Source organism: Rhizobium zaerense, assembly GCF_051810725.1.
In the GTDB taxonomy this organism is placed as follows: Bacteria; Pseudomonadota; Alphaproteobacteria; order Rhizobiales; family Rhizobiaceae; genus Rhizobium; species Rhizobium leguminosarum_I.
In genome coordinates, this window is the sequence record NZ_JBPWQY020000003.1 from 45775 (window position 1) to 60412 (window position 14638).

The window sequence follows — 14638 nt, forward strand, 5'->3', positions numbered from 1 at the left end:
CGGGGGTGAAATTTACACCCCTAAAGTGCGGAGTTCGCTTCCGTTTCGGCGAGGCGATGGGCGATGCGGTCGGCATTGGCCATGATCGTCATCGTGACGTATTTCGAAGACAGATCCGGAAGGATCGAACCGTCGACGATGTGGAGACCGGAATGGAGATTCAATTCGCCGTCTGAAGAGGTGCCGAACGGGCCGGACGCGCCCATAGGCAAGGTGCCGGCAAAATGGGCGTCGATGCCGGGCTCTGCCAGCGACGCGCCCGGAAGCTGAATGAGACCCAGCCGTTTCCATTCCCGGCGGAGCGTTTTTTTCAATGCCTCGGCGCGGATGTCGAAACCTTCCGCGAAGCCGCCGCGGACGGTCAGACCCTTGCCTGCCGTTTCGTCCCGACGGATGTAGCTGAAGCTTTGATTGCCGGGATAATAGATCGTCGCGACGAGGAGACTGCTGCCGATAAGTTCGAACGCCGCGCGCCCGGCTTTTCGACCGAGCGGCATCCTGTTGATGAAGCTCTGCGCCGGCAGAGTACCAACTTCATAGATCGCTCCCGTCACGTAATCGGATGCGCCGTCGCCGTAGCGCAGAGATATTCCGAGCTGCGCAAGGCTGTGCGTCGCCGTCGGCGAACGCAATATTCTTGCGGGAGAGAGCAGGGGAATGGCCAGCGTGGGACTGTTCAGAAGACGCAGCCCCTGCTCGTCAATCGGCAGGAGGTCCGACAGCAGGGCGGCCGTTCCAAGGACTCCTGCGGCCAGAATTATCCTTGGTGCGGAAAATGACGATCCGTCTGCCGCTCTGACCGTCCAGCCCGAGCTGCGTGTCAACGCGACGGCCCGCATGTTGTCGAGCAAACGAAAATGTGGAGACTTTCGCAACAGAAGCAGATCCTGCCTGCTGTTATAGATCGCGCCGGTCGGGCAGCCATAGAGACAGTCGCCGCGCAGATCGCATGCTGCGCGCCCGGACCTGGCCTCCGAAAGTATGGCATTGACGGCGGGAAAAAGCCGGAACGATTCATCAGCGGGCTTTGCGGCCTGATGCCGATGGAGAACGTGGGCCGCTGTCGCTCCAAGCGGCAGGACGGGCTCACTGTCAGCGCCTGTCGTAGAATCCGCATTCCTGCTGATGCCGATGCGCTTGGCGACATGCTCGTAGGATCTCTGCAAGGAGGCGATGTCGATCGGCCAAGCCGCGATGTCCTCGGCATCGAGATAGCTGATTTGCGCTCCCCAGATGTTGGAGAGACCGCCGCGGGCAAGGCTGCCGATCGGGAAGAAGCCGTCGCCGGTTATGCCGGATTGGTGTCGAAAAGGTTCGAGCATTCCTCGTGCAGCAGGGGTCTGCAATTTCGGCGAACTTCCGTCGTCCGTTCGCAGCGATTCCAGATTGCTTCCGAGGACGCGGACGCTGCGACTTTCCTCCTGCGATCCGGCATCATCCCCGCCGTCCAGCATCAGAACGCGGCGTCCGGCCGCGATTAGGGGAAATGCCGCGGAGACGCCGGCAGGTCCACTGCCGATGATGATGAAGTCGGCGTCCAGCCCATTCATCGATATCTCCCCGCTAAAAGCGCGCGGAGCGGAAAGAGCAGGACATCTCTGGAAATCGCCAGCATCGCTCCAAAAAATCCGGCCTTTTTGCCCGAGGCCCTTTCCGGTTCGCTCGCAAGGTCGGCCAAATAAAGGGCCTGCGCGAGGCGATGCCGTGTTCGATTGGCCGGCGGTTCAAAGAGGGCCAGCAAACCAGGATGCCTGATCATTGCCGGGGAGAGGCCGAGCGGCGATAATCCCTCACGCCGCAGCCCTTCGCAGAGTCGCTGCAGCTGTATTTCGGTGGGCGCGATGTCTAGATATCGCAGCAGCGCCTGTGCCTCCCGTCGCGATTGCTCCTCGTGTGTCTGGCCGAATTCTCCGGCAAGCGTAATCGCCGGGTCGGACAGGTTCAACTTCAGGAGCCTGAGGCTCTCGCTGCTCTCCATCGGTGCGGCGCCTGCAAGCCCGAGGACGCGTTCCGGATCGACCGTGGGAATCAAGGGGAGAATCTTCGTCATGCGGCAGGCGAGGAGTGCGGCGGTCAGGGGAACCGGTATGAAATGGAGGTTGCCCTTACCCTGGGTACGGCGGAGAATTCTGAGCCAGGCGGCAAAGCTTATTGGGTTTTCTTGCGCAAGTACAAATGTCTGCAGCGGCAGGTTCTCTCCGATCGCCAGCGCCAAAAGGCCTGCGGCGACTTCGTCGAGATGAATGGGCTGAACTTTTCGGCTGAGCCCTATCATCGGCAGGATTGGACTGAGCGCCGCCAATTTCGCCATCAGGCCGTACATCGCTGTGCGCGGGCCGCCATAAACGAGCCCTATTCGCGCAATTCTGGCGATCGGCGCTGCCTTGCTGGCAGCCAAATGCTCTTCGATCCTGAACTTGGTCCGGCCGTAGACATTGAGCGCTTCTCTTCTGGACGAGGTGGACGAGGCAAAAACGAAGCGCGGCACTCCGGCTGCCTTTGCCGCTTCCGCCAGCTTCAAGGTGCCTGATATATTGACGTTTTCTTCTTCGGCCGCCTCCGGCGAATTAGCCCAGGAATGCGCGAGATGGACGAGCCCAACCGCTCCCTCCAGATCGGATGCGGCAGGTTCATCGCCAATGCGCCACGCCGCGCCGGGCCGACGGCCGAGTTCAACCACGTCCAAGCCGCGCTCACGCGCCATCGCGACAAGTCTTGCACCGATATAGCCGGTCGATCCGGTGATGATGAGACGTGGTGCCATTCACACTCTCTACTGTGCAAAAGCGATGCGCGCGCCGCTCCAGTCAAAACGAAACTCGATTTCCTTGAGCTGCGACAGCGCCTGCCGCACCTTTTCCTGACGATCTCTAGGGCAATAGAGAACCAGGAAGCCCCCTCCGCCTGCACCCGCAAGCTTGCCACCGATTGCGCCGGCAGCACGTGCTGCCTCGTAAAACTCGTCGATCGCGCTGTTGGTAATCTTCGATGTCAGCGATCTTTTCATCATCCATCCGCGATGCAGGGCTTCGCCGAACGCACCGAGATCTCCAGCCATCAGGATGTCACGCATTTCGTAACTCAACTGCACCATGCGCTCGACGGTCCGGAATTTTTCCTCGTCGGCCTCCATGGCTTGCACCTGCGTCGACAGCACCGAGCGCGTATCGCGCTGGCTTCCTGTGAAAAACAACAGGATGTTGCTCTCGAGTTCCGCCATCCTTTCGGAGCTGAGAACGACGGGCTGGACGTTCACGCTGCCGTTGGAATTGAATTCGATGAAGTTCAATCCGCCATGTGCGGCCGCATACTGGTCCTGTTTGCCTATCGGCTCCTTCAGGATTTCAATTTCGAGCTTGCAGGCTTCTTCCGCCAGCTGATCCTTGGAGGCAAAGCGTGACCTGTGGGCGTAGAGCGCATTGATCAGCGCCACGGAAAAGGAACTGGATGATCCTAACCCGGTTCCCGAAGGAATGTCGGCGACCGAAGCAACTTCGATGCCAGGCTCGAGCTGATGCATCCGCAGGGCCTCGCGCAGCAGCGGATGCGCGATCTCCTCAAGCGTGTCGGCGAGCTCTGTGCGTGTATACTTGAGATGATACTTCTTTTCGTTGAAATAGCTATGCACGATAACGAAGCTGTACTTGGCGATCGCGCAGGACAATACCGCGCCCGCCTGACGGCGGTAGTAGGAGGCTATATCAGAGCCGCCTCCGGCGAAGCTGACCCGAAAAGGTGCGGATGAAACGATCAAAGGATTGCCTCCTCAAGATTGATGACGATATCGGCCGATGCCCGCTGCAGATCGATCCTCGGCCACTCCTCCTGTATCCGCGACGCCCAGAGCCCTTCGGCGTCAGCCGGCGTCAGGCCTTTCCAGGCGTAAAAATTGTGAAAGCGGCTGAGCAGTGCCTGCTGTGATGCCTCGACAAAGACAGCAATATCGACATCTTCGCGGATCGACCTGTGTCCGGCAAAGATGCCGTCCAGCAGAATGACTTCGGCATCACGCGCATCATAGGTAGTCGTATCCTTGCGCTGACTACGGCTTGCCGGGTCATAGCCGGGCGCCTCGACCTGTCCGGATTGGCGCAGCATGCTGACGATCTCAGGATAGACTTCGACCCTGTTGCGTTCCTCCGCAGTCATATCAGGACGGCGATATTCGAGCGGCAGTATCCAGCGATCGAGTTCCAGCCTCAGCACCCGGCGTCCTGATTCCGAGAGCATACGCTCGACCGCATGCGCAAATGTGCTTTTCCCGGAGCGGGAACGGCCGCAGATACTGACGAGCAGCGGGCCTGCTTTACTTGGAAGACGTTGATGAACGGCTCCGGACAGCCCTCGCCCGATATCTTGATAACCGCATTGAAAGCGAACGGCGTCATAAACCGTGTCGAAGACAAGATCGGCACGGGGAATATCTGCTTCCGCGGCAGGATAGGTCTTTTCATCCCGCAGGCCATAACCCGTTCGGACCCCATAGGCCCAGATGCCTGCCTTGCGGGCTGCACCTATGTCGCGCAGGCTGTCTCCGATGATGACGGATTTCGATTTTTCGACCGGCAATTCCGTCATTGCTTGGCGGATCATCAGGTCGCCCGGTTTGCGGCATGCACAATTGATCTTGAGTTCCGGGATCTCATTTGGAAATCCTTTGTCCGGATGGTGCGGACAAAAATAGATACGGTCCAGGACGCCGCCATCTTCGGCAAGTTCGGCCTCCAGGCGACCAAGAACATGATCCAGGCCGGATTCATCGAGCAGGCCTTTGGCGACCTGCGGCCTGTTGGTTATGGCAACTGTCAGGAAGCCGGCCTCGCGGGCGAGCCGCACCGCTTCGCCGGCTCGGCCGATCAGCTTCACCTGGTCGGGATGTATAACGCCATGGCCGCCGACATCTTCGTTGAGTACGCCATCGCAATCGAAAAATACCGCGGGTCTTGTCACTGACAGATGGACCGCATGAACCCGGTCCTGCCGAAGGTCCTCCTCCGCGGCAGCATGGCGGTTCGGCGAGCCGGTATCCTTGATGTATTCCGGCGTGTCGTAAATCGCGATCGGAATGGAACGCTCGAGGAGATCGGGAATAACGTCGTGAATCATGTCGGCCGCATGGCCCGGCACCAGCGCCTCAAAAAATTGGTCTGAGGCTACGTACAAACCGGCCGGCACCAGATTGCGCCAATCCGCATCCCGGGGCGTTTTGCGAGCCAACAGGCGCTGGAGATAACCGCTCTTCTGGACGACGAGATCGGATGTGCGGGGATGATCGTTGGGATGAGCGATGATGGTCAGAGCGGCTGGAAATTGATGACGGTGACGCGCCAGTGCCGCCAGGTCGATGTCAAAAAGCATGTCGCCGTAGACGATCAGTACGTCGCCGGCTGTCGTACCCAAAGTCGTCAAGCAGCCTGCCGTGCCAAGCGGAGACGTCTCGACCAAGACTTCGATCGTAATGCCGAGCCTTTCAGCTTCCGGACCAAGAGCAGGCTCCAGCTGGCTGCCAAGGTGACCACCAAGCACGCGCACATGTTGAACACCTTCGCGGGCGAGGACTCGAATCTGCCTGAGAACGATCGGGACACCGCCGAGCGGCAAAAGGGCCTTCGGAATGGCATCGCCTGTCATGCTGCGTGCGCGTGTTCCAAGGCCTCCGGCAATAATGACGGCCTGGCGAATAGCGTCTTCAGAACCCATTCGCCAGGATCCGCTCGACGGCAAGTTCAACGGCCTCGGTTGATTTTCGGCGTGGGGACCAGCCCAGCGCGACGAGCCGGCTTATGTCGTAGCTGAAGCGCGGCACATCGCCTAGCCAGCCGCGGTCCTCGCTGCCGTATTCGATGGCGGCTCCGGCTGCCACCTTCGAGACCACGATCTCGGCGATATCGCGGACGGACGTTTCGCCGATGCCACTGGCATGAAATACTTCATAGGCGCCGGGTGCCTTGTCCCATGCGAGGAGAATCGCATCCACCAGGTCGCCGACATAGAGATAAGGCTTCGTCTGCATCCCGTTGCCGAGCACCTGGAGTCTCGCCGGATCAGCCTTCAACCTGTTGATGAAATCGTAGATCGCTCCATGCGTAGAGCGCTCCCCAACGACATTCGGAAAACGCAGCACGAGTGTCTTGATGCCGAATGACAGCGCATAGACGGACAGATAGGCTTCGGCGGCAAGCTTGCTGGCGCCATAGAATGAAATCGGCCGCAAAGGGCCGTGATTTTCGCCGATGTTCCCTTCAGCTTCGCCGAACACGGCGGAAGTGCTGGCGAAGAAGAGCCTGTCGATCTTATGCTTGCGCATGATGGCAAGCAGCGTCGTCGTCGTCAGCTGATTGAGTTGCAGGTCCAGTTCCGCATTGGCATTGCCTGCGGCGATATCGGAATTGGCGGCAAGATGAAAAACAGCGTCGGGGCGGTCCGCCGCAATGAGCTGATCCATGCCTTCCCGATCGAGCATATCCAGCTCCTGAAAGCGAAAATCCGATCGATCCATCAGGTGATCTATGTTCCGCATACGGCCAAGATGAAGATTGTCGATCGCGGTGACCCGATAGCCCTTTTCCAAAAGGCGATCGCAGAGATGGCTGCCGATAAATCCGGCCCCTCCTGTTATCAAGGCATGCATGTCGGCGGCTCCATATGATCTGTTAAGGCTCATCAGAGCGCTTTGATCTTTCCCGAATGAGGACGCGAAAGGACGAATACACCACCGGCCAAGCCGACCACAAGCTGCAGCAGGCCGAAAACCACCGATAGCGTTGCCGCGTCCGTCGTGCCTATGCTGAACACGACAAGTGAAATGATCATGCCGCCTTCCCGGAGGCCCCATCCTCCAACGGAAATGGGAACCATCGCGATCAAGAGCACCGGCGGGAAAGCGGCTGCGGCCTGACCCCAATCGAGCGGAAGACCAAGTCCGAGAACGAGGATCTCAAGCGAGACGACGCTCAACCCGTGAATGGCGAGGGTCAATAGAAAGACGCCGACCATTCTTTGGTGGGTGACCAAAACCCGCAACGCGTCGGTCAACGCGTGCAGCTTTGCCGGAAAGAAACGGACGAATAAGTGGCGGCGCCAGCTGAACACCAGGGCTGATGCGACAGTTCCCGCAACGCCAAGCGCGGTGAGCTCTGTCAGATAGGGGATGGGAAAGTCGTGCCCGTAAACAGTGCGCAGGATGATCAGTCCGATCAGCGCAACGACCGCCAGTCCGAAAAGAGTAAGGATGCGGTCCATCACGACGCCCAGCGTGGCTTCTCCGATCGTCAGGCCATATTTGACGGCGCCAAATATGCGAGCGGCATCGCCTGGAATGGGACTTGGAAGGGCTTGATTGTAAAACAGGCTTTGCATGAAGAGTTTCATGGCGCCTGACATCTTCAGCCTTTGCCCTATCATGTCCGATAGAAGGCACCATCGCCACGCCGAAAGCAGGGCCTGCAAGAGCAGAAGAAAGATGCTGAGCGAAATCGTCGCCGCCGACAGGGTCCGGACCGCAGCCCACCCTTCCGAAAAATCTACCTTGCGCGCGATCCATAGGACGAGGCCAAGCGCAACAGTCAGTTTCAGAACCGGTATGCCAATGCGAAGCAACGCTGGGGGGGACGCAGTGGTCACGGTGTCCGATCCGCCTCAAAACGGTAGAGCTTCCAGCCGAACCGATCTGTCAATATCAGCGAGGAATGGGGCATCATGTGCGCTACGACGCTGTTGGCCATCACCACTTTATCTTCTCCAAGGCGTTCGGCGAGGAACGCGCTACCAGCGTCAGGGGTGACGATGAAGTAGCCTATATGATTGTACTTTATGAAAGCGTCGATATCCGAACCCGGTGCAGGCAGCACGTGGCGCGGCAATTGCCAACTGCCATCGCGGCCATCGTTGTAAGCCGTGGACAATAATGTGTTGGAGTTATGGAAAGGTTGGAAAACGGTTCGCAGGTCGTGATCTGCGATATAGCGGTACATGAAATAAGCTTCGCGGTGGCTCTTCATATATTCGTCGACGCTTATCATCCCGAGCACGACGTCGAGTTCTTTCGCCTTGACGGGATCTATGTCGCCGCCGCCGACTCGATACCAGTGCGAAATCCAGAGGCCCCCGGCCAGCAAGCTGACGACAACCGGGCTGGCGACCATGCATGCTGGCGAAGAGACGATTTTCGCAAGTGGGGCAATCTGCGGCAGGACTCGCCGGTCGAGCCATTTATCCAGCCGTTCGCGAACCAGGGAGGCGCCGATAAACCCGGTCGAAAAGAAAAGCAGATAGGCTGGCGTCGCCCACCGTATGTGATTGAACATGACGGTGTACCAAATCACAAACATGGCAGCGACAATCGCGGCCAGAAATGCAATGCGCCGGAAAGCCACTGCCAGGCCGGCCAGTATCAAAGCAAGAGCGACGAAAGCGTTCGGCTTGCGAGCGAGGAACCAGTCGTAAAAAACATAAAGGAAGTCGTGCCAACCCTGCAGAGTTGTGAGGTTCGTCACGAAATGTCGGTTGGCGGGATCGAAAGCCCGGCCCAATTCAAGCGTGTAATCCGCCATCCAAGCATCGGTGAGGCCCGGATGACCGAACAGGAAGGGATAGATCGGATTGCCGAGAACGATCAGGTTTTTCGCATACCAGTAGCCCGCGACAGCGAGAAATGCGCAGAGGCATGACAGAAAGAGCCGCAGTGATACCCTTCCCTTGAGTAGCGTCGGCATCAATGCCAGCCCTATAAGGCCAACCATTTGCAGTTCCGTATATTTTCCTCCGACCGCTCCCCCCAAGACGAGCGCACAATGAAAAAGCTCCGCCGGCCGCCGAGTTTCGAAATAGCGCCACAGAAAAAGCACGGCTGCGACTGAGAAACATGACCGGGCCAGATCGGTCATCGGTTCGCCGACACTCCCCCTGAAGAAGGGGATGCTGAGGATCAGAGCTGCCACCAGGAAAAACCCGCATGCCCGCCAACGACTGGCGCAGCTTGAAAGCAGGAACAGAAATCCGAAGAAAATTGCGATATTGATGGTCGCGGCGCCGGTCCAGTGACCGCTGACCATCATGACGAGCGCAAACAGCAGATTGAAGAAGAGCGGAATATTGCCGTAGAAGGGATGGTCGATCTGCGGAGACACAAAGCCGGCGTGCTCGATGATGCTGTTTGCGAGCGGGATGTGAAAAACCCACACATCGTCGACGCCTGATGGAAATAGCGCTTGGACGCTCCACACATAGAAATAGGCAATGCATACGAGTGCAGCGAGGACCGGAAACGGATTGCCGATCCTGGTTTCGGCCGCGATTTTACGAAAAAACGAACGCAGGTCGTAAAGAACGGCGACAAGATCGCGCCGCCGCCAGATCATCGAGACAGCCACGATAGGAAGAACGATTTCCCATCGCAGCCCATGAAATGCGCCAAGGATGGTAGCCGCGCCGCCTGATATCGCCAAGGCCGGCAAAATGCCGCTGAGCAAAAAGTCGATGCCGTCTCGAAAGGGCCGATCGCAACCTCGATTGAGCCAAACGACGATCCCCCGATCGATCACCAGGCCCCATAAGATTATGCAAAAAACCGTGCACCAGCCTACGATCATCAGCGCTCCCGTGGCTCCTATTCCGCGAGAGGCGGCGCAGGCTTCTTGATTGGCAGCATGACCCCAAGCGCTCGGATCATGAGCCCTGAAATAAAGACCTGGAACGCTGTGGTGATAAGCCAGAGCCCGAAGACGGCCCAGTTCGTTTCGACGCCAATCTCAGGCAGCAAGTATCCATTCCCGACATAGGAATCGAAGAGCGGAAACGCCAACAAAACGCCTGCAAGGACGGCCACGACCGTTCCCCAAATCGTTGCGTTATAAGGCAGGAGCCGCTCGAAACGAGGCTGCACGCGTCCCGAATAATCGAAGATAACCCGCCCGATCGCGGCCGAAACCAGCATTGATTGACCAAGGACGGCCAGGGCCATGGCAAACAGCATGGCATTGGACGAGAACCGCACACCGGCAATGGACATAGGTCCAGCGAGCAGCGGCAGCATGATGATCAAGCCGAGGGCCAGAAGCAGGAAGCCCGGCCAGATGAGAAAGAAATCGAACCCGTAGACGAACATCGCCTGGAGATTACGCCAGCCTGCGCGCCACGGCTCCATCCAACCCCGCCGCTTCATGTGGCTGAGCCGTCCATCCGGATCTTTCAGGAAGTGGATCGGCACTTCGGTGGTCGGAAGCTCCATATGCACGGACTTCAGCACCATTTCCGACGCATATTCCCATCCTTGCGACCGAAGATCCATGCGCAGCAATGCATCGACGCTGATGCCGCGCATGCCGCAATGGATGTCGGAAAAGCGGCTGGCGAACATCCGATTGAGAATCCACGTCGTCAGTGGCGTTCCGAAATAGCGATGCAGGGGCGGCATCGCATTGTCTTCGATCGAGCCCTTGAACCGCGAGCCCATCACGAAGTCGGAGCCCTTCCGAAAGGCCTCGATAAACGGCGCTATCTGGCGAAAATCATAAGTGCAGTCCGCATCGCCCATGATGATGAACTTGCCGCGGACGAATGGAATGGCATCGATATAAGCCCTGCCCAAACCGCGCTTCGGCGTCCGCAACACGCGGGCGCCCCTGTCACGCGCGATTTCGGGTGTGCGATCGGTTGAGCTGTCGACGATGAGGATCTCCACCGCCGCACCGCTTGCCGCAATACCCTCGCGGCACCAGTCGACGAAGGTCCCGATCGTCAATTCCTCATTAAGAGACGGGACGAGGATGGTCACTTCAGGTTCGGTGACATCATCGTCGGGGGTAAGGAGCGTCAATTCCGGATCGTGAATGCTGGGAAAAGTCATGCGCGCAAATCGGCTCGTTAGGAAAGAGTAGGCGGGACAAGTCCGCAGGAAAAATCCAGTACGGCATGGCAAATCGCCAGATGTGCGATCTCCACATAGCCATATTGATCGGAAGCCACATAAAAGTTCAGGTCACCCAGATCACGCAGCGGATTGCCCGGCGCGAATCCGCTCAAAGTCACGACGGCGCAGCCTTTATCCCGGGCCGTATGGACGGCCTTGGTAATGCTTTCGGATCTCCCCGAACTGCTGATTGCCACCAGCAGGTCACCTTCGTTCGCGTGCATGGCGATTTGCGTCGAGAACACGTTCTCATATCCGAGATCGTTTGAGAGGCATGTCAGCGTCGCGCCGTCGTTCATCGCCATGGCGCGCAGCCCGCCGTTTTTCGAATAGTCGGTTGCCATGTGGCTGGCGATTGCCGCGCTGCCGCCATTGCCAATGAACATGATCTTCCGTCCGGCATCGTGCGTGGCGCGAGCCAGTTGCATGGACTCCGTCACCGCTGCTGCATAATCCAGGCTCTCTCCCGCTGACCGCGTAGCGGTTGTATTCACAAGAACATGGCGGAGAAATGTGAAGTAGCGATCCAGGTCGCCGGCTGTTACGCCAAGCCCAGAAGATCTGTTCTCATTTTGTAACATGCTCGTTCCGTCCCTACGCCTTGGGAATTGGGGCGTCCTTAAAGACAAAATGAGACAAAGGCAAGTTGCCCGCCCCTCTTTCAGGGTTGTCGGCGGGTGTCGCGGCTTTGCAACTAGCGGTCTTCCGTGACGTGAGGCTCGGCGGGCACGCCGCTCGCTTGAGTATCGGCGCTTATTCTTTCGGCTGGAAGTGAGCCACGCGCGAACAAGGCAGGTGTGAAGGCAAAGTCCGTATCACGACGCACCTTGGGGTCAAACCGGGGGAGCGGATCGAATTCGACAAGCTGCCTGGGGGCGAGCTGCGGGTAAAGGCTGCTCGTCCGACGGGGACAATCGACGACTTTATCGGTCGGCATGCTGGAAATTCCGCAGCCTCATGAGCGGGTCGATGCTGAGCGGCCGCAAGCTTTTCAACGCTGAGACGACGGGCGGCGTTCGCTTCAGAACCGATGTTCCGCTCCCTCGACCGGATTTGCCCAGACCGTCATGCCCGGTGCAAACGGCGTCTCGCCTTCGGCGCGCACGACCATCTCGCCGAGCTCGGGAATGTCGAGGTAGAGGATCGCGTCGGCGCCAAGCCGCTCCACATGCCGGATCCTGCCCTGCCATTGCCCGGCACCTTCCGAAAGCCTGATATGTTCCGGGCGAATACCGTAGGTCGCGCAGTTCATTCGCCGCGCTATCTCGCCGCCATAGAGGTTCATCCTCGGGCTGCCGATGAAGCCGGCGACGAAGGGTGTCGCCGGATTGCGGTAGAGCTCCATCGGACTGCCGATCTGTTCGACCGCGCCGCCCTTCAGGACGACGATCTTGTCCGCCATCGTCATGGCTTCGACCTGGTCGTGGGTGACATAGATCATCGTCGATTTCAGGCGGGCGTGCAGATCTGATATCTCAAGGCGCATCTGGGCGCGAAGCGAAGCGTCGAGATTGGAGAGCGGCTCGTCGAACAGGAAGACCTTGGGATCGCGGATGATCGCGCGGCCGATGGCGACGCGCTGCCTCTGGCCGCCGGAGAGCGCTTTCGGCTTTCTCTCCAGCAACTGGGTGAGCTGCAGCGTTTCAGCCGTCGCCGCGACCTTGGCGGCGATCTCAGCCTTTGGGCGGCGGGCGAGCGAAAGGCCGAAGCCGATATTCTCGGCAACGGTCATATGCGGGTAGAGCGCGTAGCTCTGGAACACCATGGCAATGCCGCGCTCGGAGGGTTCGGCATAGGTCACGTCCTTGCCGCCGATGGTCAGCGCGCCTGACGTTGTTTCCTCCAGGCCGGCGATGATCCGCAGCAGCGTCGACTTTCCACAGCCAGACGGACCGACGAAAACGACGAACTCGCCCGAGGCAACCTCCAGATCGATCCCCTTGATGACTTCAAGTGCGCCAAAACTCTTGCGAACCTGTTTGAGAGTGAGCTCAGCCATTCGGTTACCCTTTTACTGCGCCTGATGTCATGCCGGCGACGATCTGCCGGTTGAAGAAGATGAAGACGACCAGCGGCGGGATCGTCACCAGGAGGATATTCATGAAGAGGAGATTGTACTGGCTCGTATACATGCTCTGGAAATTATAGAGCGTCAGCTGCACTGTCACGTTCTCCTTGCCGGGAAGGTAGTAGAGCGGGTTGGTAAAATCGTTGAAGATCGCGATCGACTGCACGACGATGTTGGTGACGGTCACCGGCTTCAGCAGCGGCAGGATCACTCTGAAGAAAATCTGTCGGGGCTTGGCGCCATCGATCAGCGCCGCCTCGTCGAGGTCGCGGGGTATGGTCGAAATGAACGACCGGTAGAGCAATGTCGAGAACGAGAGATTATAGGCGACCTGGATCAGGATCATCCCGGTCATGGTCTTGAAGAGACCGATCTCCTGCAAGAGGCCGATGGTGGGGACGACGGCTGGGGGCATCATCAGACCCATGAACAGGGCAATGGAGGCCACCCTGTTCCAGACGGTCTTGCGGCGCTGCATCACATATCCGACCATTGCCGACAGCAGGATCAGGATCGTGACGGAGACCACGGTGATCAGCGTGGAGTTGAAATAGGCGAGCGCGAGCTGGTAGTCGCGCGCCTTGAACACGGCGATCAGATTATCCCAGAACAGCCACTGCTCGGGCAGTTCGAAATCAAGGCGAGAGGCTTCGGATTTCGATTTGACCGCCTGGAGAGCGACGAAAACGAAAGGCATGACGAAGATGACGGCCGCCACCGCAAGGGCTATCGCGCCGGTCACGTAAGGGCGGACGCTTCTCATTCCTCGACCTCGCGCCGGTTGAACCACAGGGTGAATGGCAGGATGATTATGGCGATCAGCGCGAACAGGATGACGTTTCCGGCCGTCGACAGACCGTAGAAACCCGCCTGGTACTGCTTATAGATGACCGAGGCGATCACGTCGGAGGAGAAACCAGGCCCGCCGCGGGTCATGGCCCATATCAGGTCGAAGGATCGAAGCCCGCCGATCAGCGACAATGTCACCACGATGACAGTGGCGGGACGCACGAGCGGGAGGGTGATCCGGAAAAATTGCTGGAGACGCGTGGCCCCGTCAATCCTTGCGGCCTCATAATAATCGGGGCTGATCGCGGCAAGCCCGGCGATGAAGATCAAGGTGGCGAGGCCGACACCCTTCCAGACATCGACCAAAGCCACCGAAAAAAGCGCCAGCGCCGGATTGGTGAGCCACCCAGGTCCTGGAATGCCGAGCGTTTCCAACGTGACATTGATGATGCCCCTGGTCGGATGCATCATCACCGTGAAGGTGATGCCGATGCCGATCGTCGAGACCAGGACGGGAAAGAAGACCAGCGTGCGCAGGAAGCCGCGGGCGAAGATATTGCTGGTCAGCAGCACGGCGAGCAGCAACCCGCAGACCGTCTTCAGGCCGGAGGTCGTCACGGCGTAGATCAGTGTGTTGACGAGCCCTTTGACCAGAAACGGTTCGGAAAAGAACTGCTGAAAATTTTCGAGCCCGATGAATTCGGCGGTCGAAAGATCCCAGCGCGTCAAGCTGAACCAGAGAGAGGATAGGGTGGGAACGAGAAAGAGCACGCCGTAGATGATGGCGGCGGGAATGAAAAACCACAGCGGGTAGGGCGATTTGCGCGAACGGCGGCGTGTCTCGGTCATATCAATCTCTTCGATCGGGTGGA

Annotated in this window: 12 protein-coding genes; all 12 read right to left on the reverse strand. The window is 58.7% G+C overall.

Annotated features, from left to right (window positions below; translation table 11 throughout):
• Positions 1-20 precede the first annotated feature (20 nt).
• Positions 21-1550, reverse strand: coding sequence for an FAD-dependent oxidoreductase (locus ACS4RR_RS26635; RefSeq protein ID WP_170259993.1), 1530 nt, complete (start codon positions 1548-1550; stop codon positions 21-23).
• Positions 1547-2764, reverse strand: coding sequence for an NAD-dependent epimerase/dehydratase family protein (locus ACS4RR_RS26640; protein WP_456190424.1), 1218 nt, complete (start codon positions 2762-2764; stop codon positions 1547-1549). Before ACS4RR_RS26640 ends, ACS4RR_RS26635 begins: the two co-directional genes overlap by 4 nt.
• A 9-nt stretch (positions 2765-2773) precedes the next feature.
• Positions 2774-3754, reverse strand: a complete 981-nt coding sequence (locus ACS4RR_RS26645; protein ID WP_456190425.1) for a GHMP family kinase ATP-binding protein — start codon at positions 3752-3754, stop codon at positions 2774-2776.
• Positions 3751-5700: an HAD-IIIA family hydrolase gene (locus tag ACS4RR_RS26650; protein ID WP_170259996.1), complete on the reverse strand. Its 1950-nt coding sequence runs from the start codon at positions 5698-5700 to the stop codon at positions 3751-3753. Before ACS4RR_RS26650 ends, ACS4RR_RS26645 begins: the two co-directional genes overlap by 4 nt.
• Positions 5690-6631: an SDR family NAD(P)-dependent oxidoreductase gene (locus ACS4RR_RS26655; RefSeq protein ID WP_170259997.1), complete on the reverse strand. Its 942-nt coding sequence runs from the start codon at positions 6629-6631 to the stop codon at positions 5690-5692. The genes ACS4RR_RS26650 and ACS4RR_RS26655 overlap by 11 nt, the downstream gene beginning before the upstream one ends.
• Positions 6632-6663: 32 nt before the next feature.
• The gene (locus ACS4RR_RS26660; RefSeq protein ID WP_456190426.1) at positions 6664-7623 is read right to left on the reverse strand and encodes a lysylphosphatidylglycerol synthase transmembrane domain-containing protein; all 960 of its coding nucleotides are present in this window, start codon (positions 7621-7623) and stop codon (positions 6664-6666) included.
• A complete protein-coding gene (locus ACS4RR_RS26665) occupies positions 7620-9590 on the reverse strand; it encodes an ArnT family glycosyltransferase (protein WP_456190427.1) in 1971 nt (656 codons plus the stop codon). The genes ACS4RR_RS26660 and ACS4RR_RS26665 overlap by 4 nt, the downstream gene beginning before the upstream one ends.
• A gap of 17 nt (positions 9591-9607) precedes the next feature.
• Positions 9608-10846 (reverse strand): glycosyltransferase family 2 protein, encoded by a 1239-nt coding sequence (locus ACS4RR_RS26670; protein ID WP_456190428.1) that lies wholly within the window; start codon positions 10844-10846, stop codon positions 9608-9610.
• A 17-nt stretch (positions 10847-10863) separates the two neighbouring features.
• Complete coding sequence (locus tag ACS4RR_RS26675) at positions 10864-11490, reverse strand: SIS domain-containing protein (protein WP_456190429.1); 627 nt, start codon at positions 11488-11490, stop codon at positions 10864-10866.
• Between the two features lie 440 nt (positions 11491-11930).
• Complete coding sequence (locus tag ACS4RR_RS26680) at positions 11931-12908, reverse strand: ABC transporter ATP-binding protein (protein WP_456190430.1); 978 nt, start codon at positions 12906-12908, stop codon at positions 11931-11933.
• 4 nt (positions 12909-12912) lie between these two features.
• Positions 12913-13740 carry a carbohydrate ABC transporter permease gene (locus tag ACS4RR_RS26685; protein ID WP_018483069.1) on the reverse strand — a complete coding sequence of 276 codons (828 nt, stop codon included), beginning with the start codon at positions 13738-13740 and terminating at the stop codon, positions 12913-12915.
• Positions 13737-14615, reverse strand: a complete 879-nt coding sequence (locus ACS4RR_RS26690; protein ID WP_456190431.1) for a carbohydrate ABC transporter permease — start codon at positions 14613-14615, stop codon at positions 13737-13739. The genes ACS4RR_RS26685 and ACS4RR_RS26690 overlap by 4 nt, the downstream gene beginning before the upstream one ends.
• Between the last annotated feature and the right edge of the window lie 23 nt (positions 14616-14638).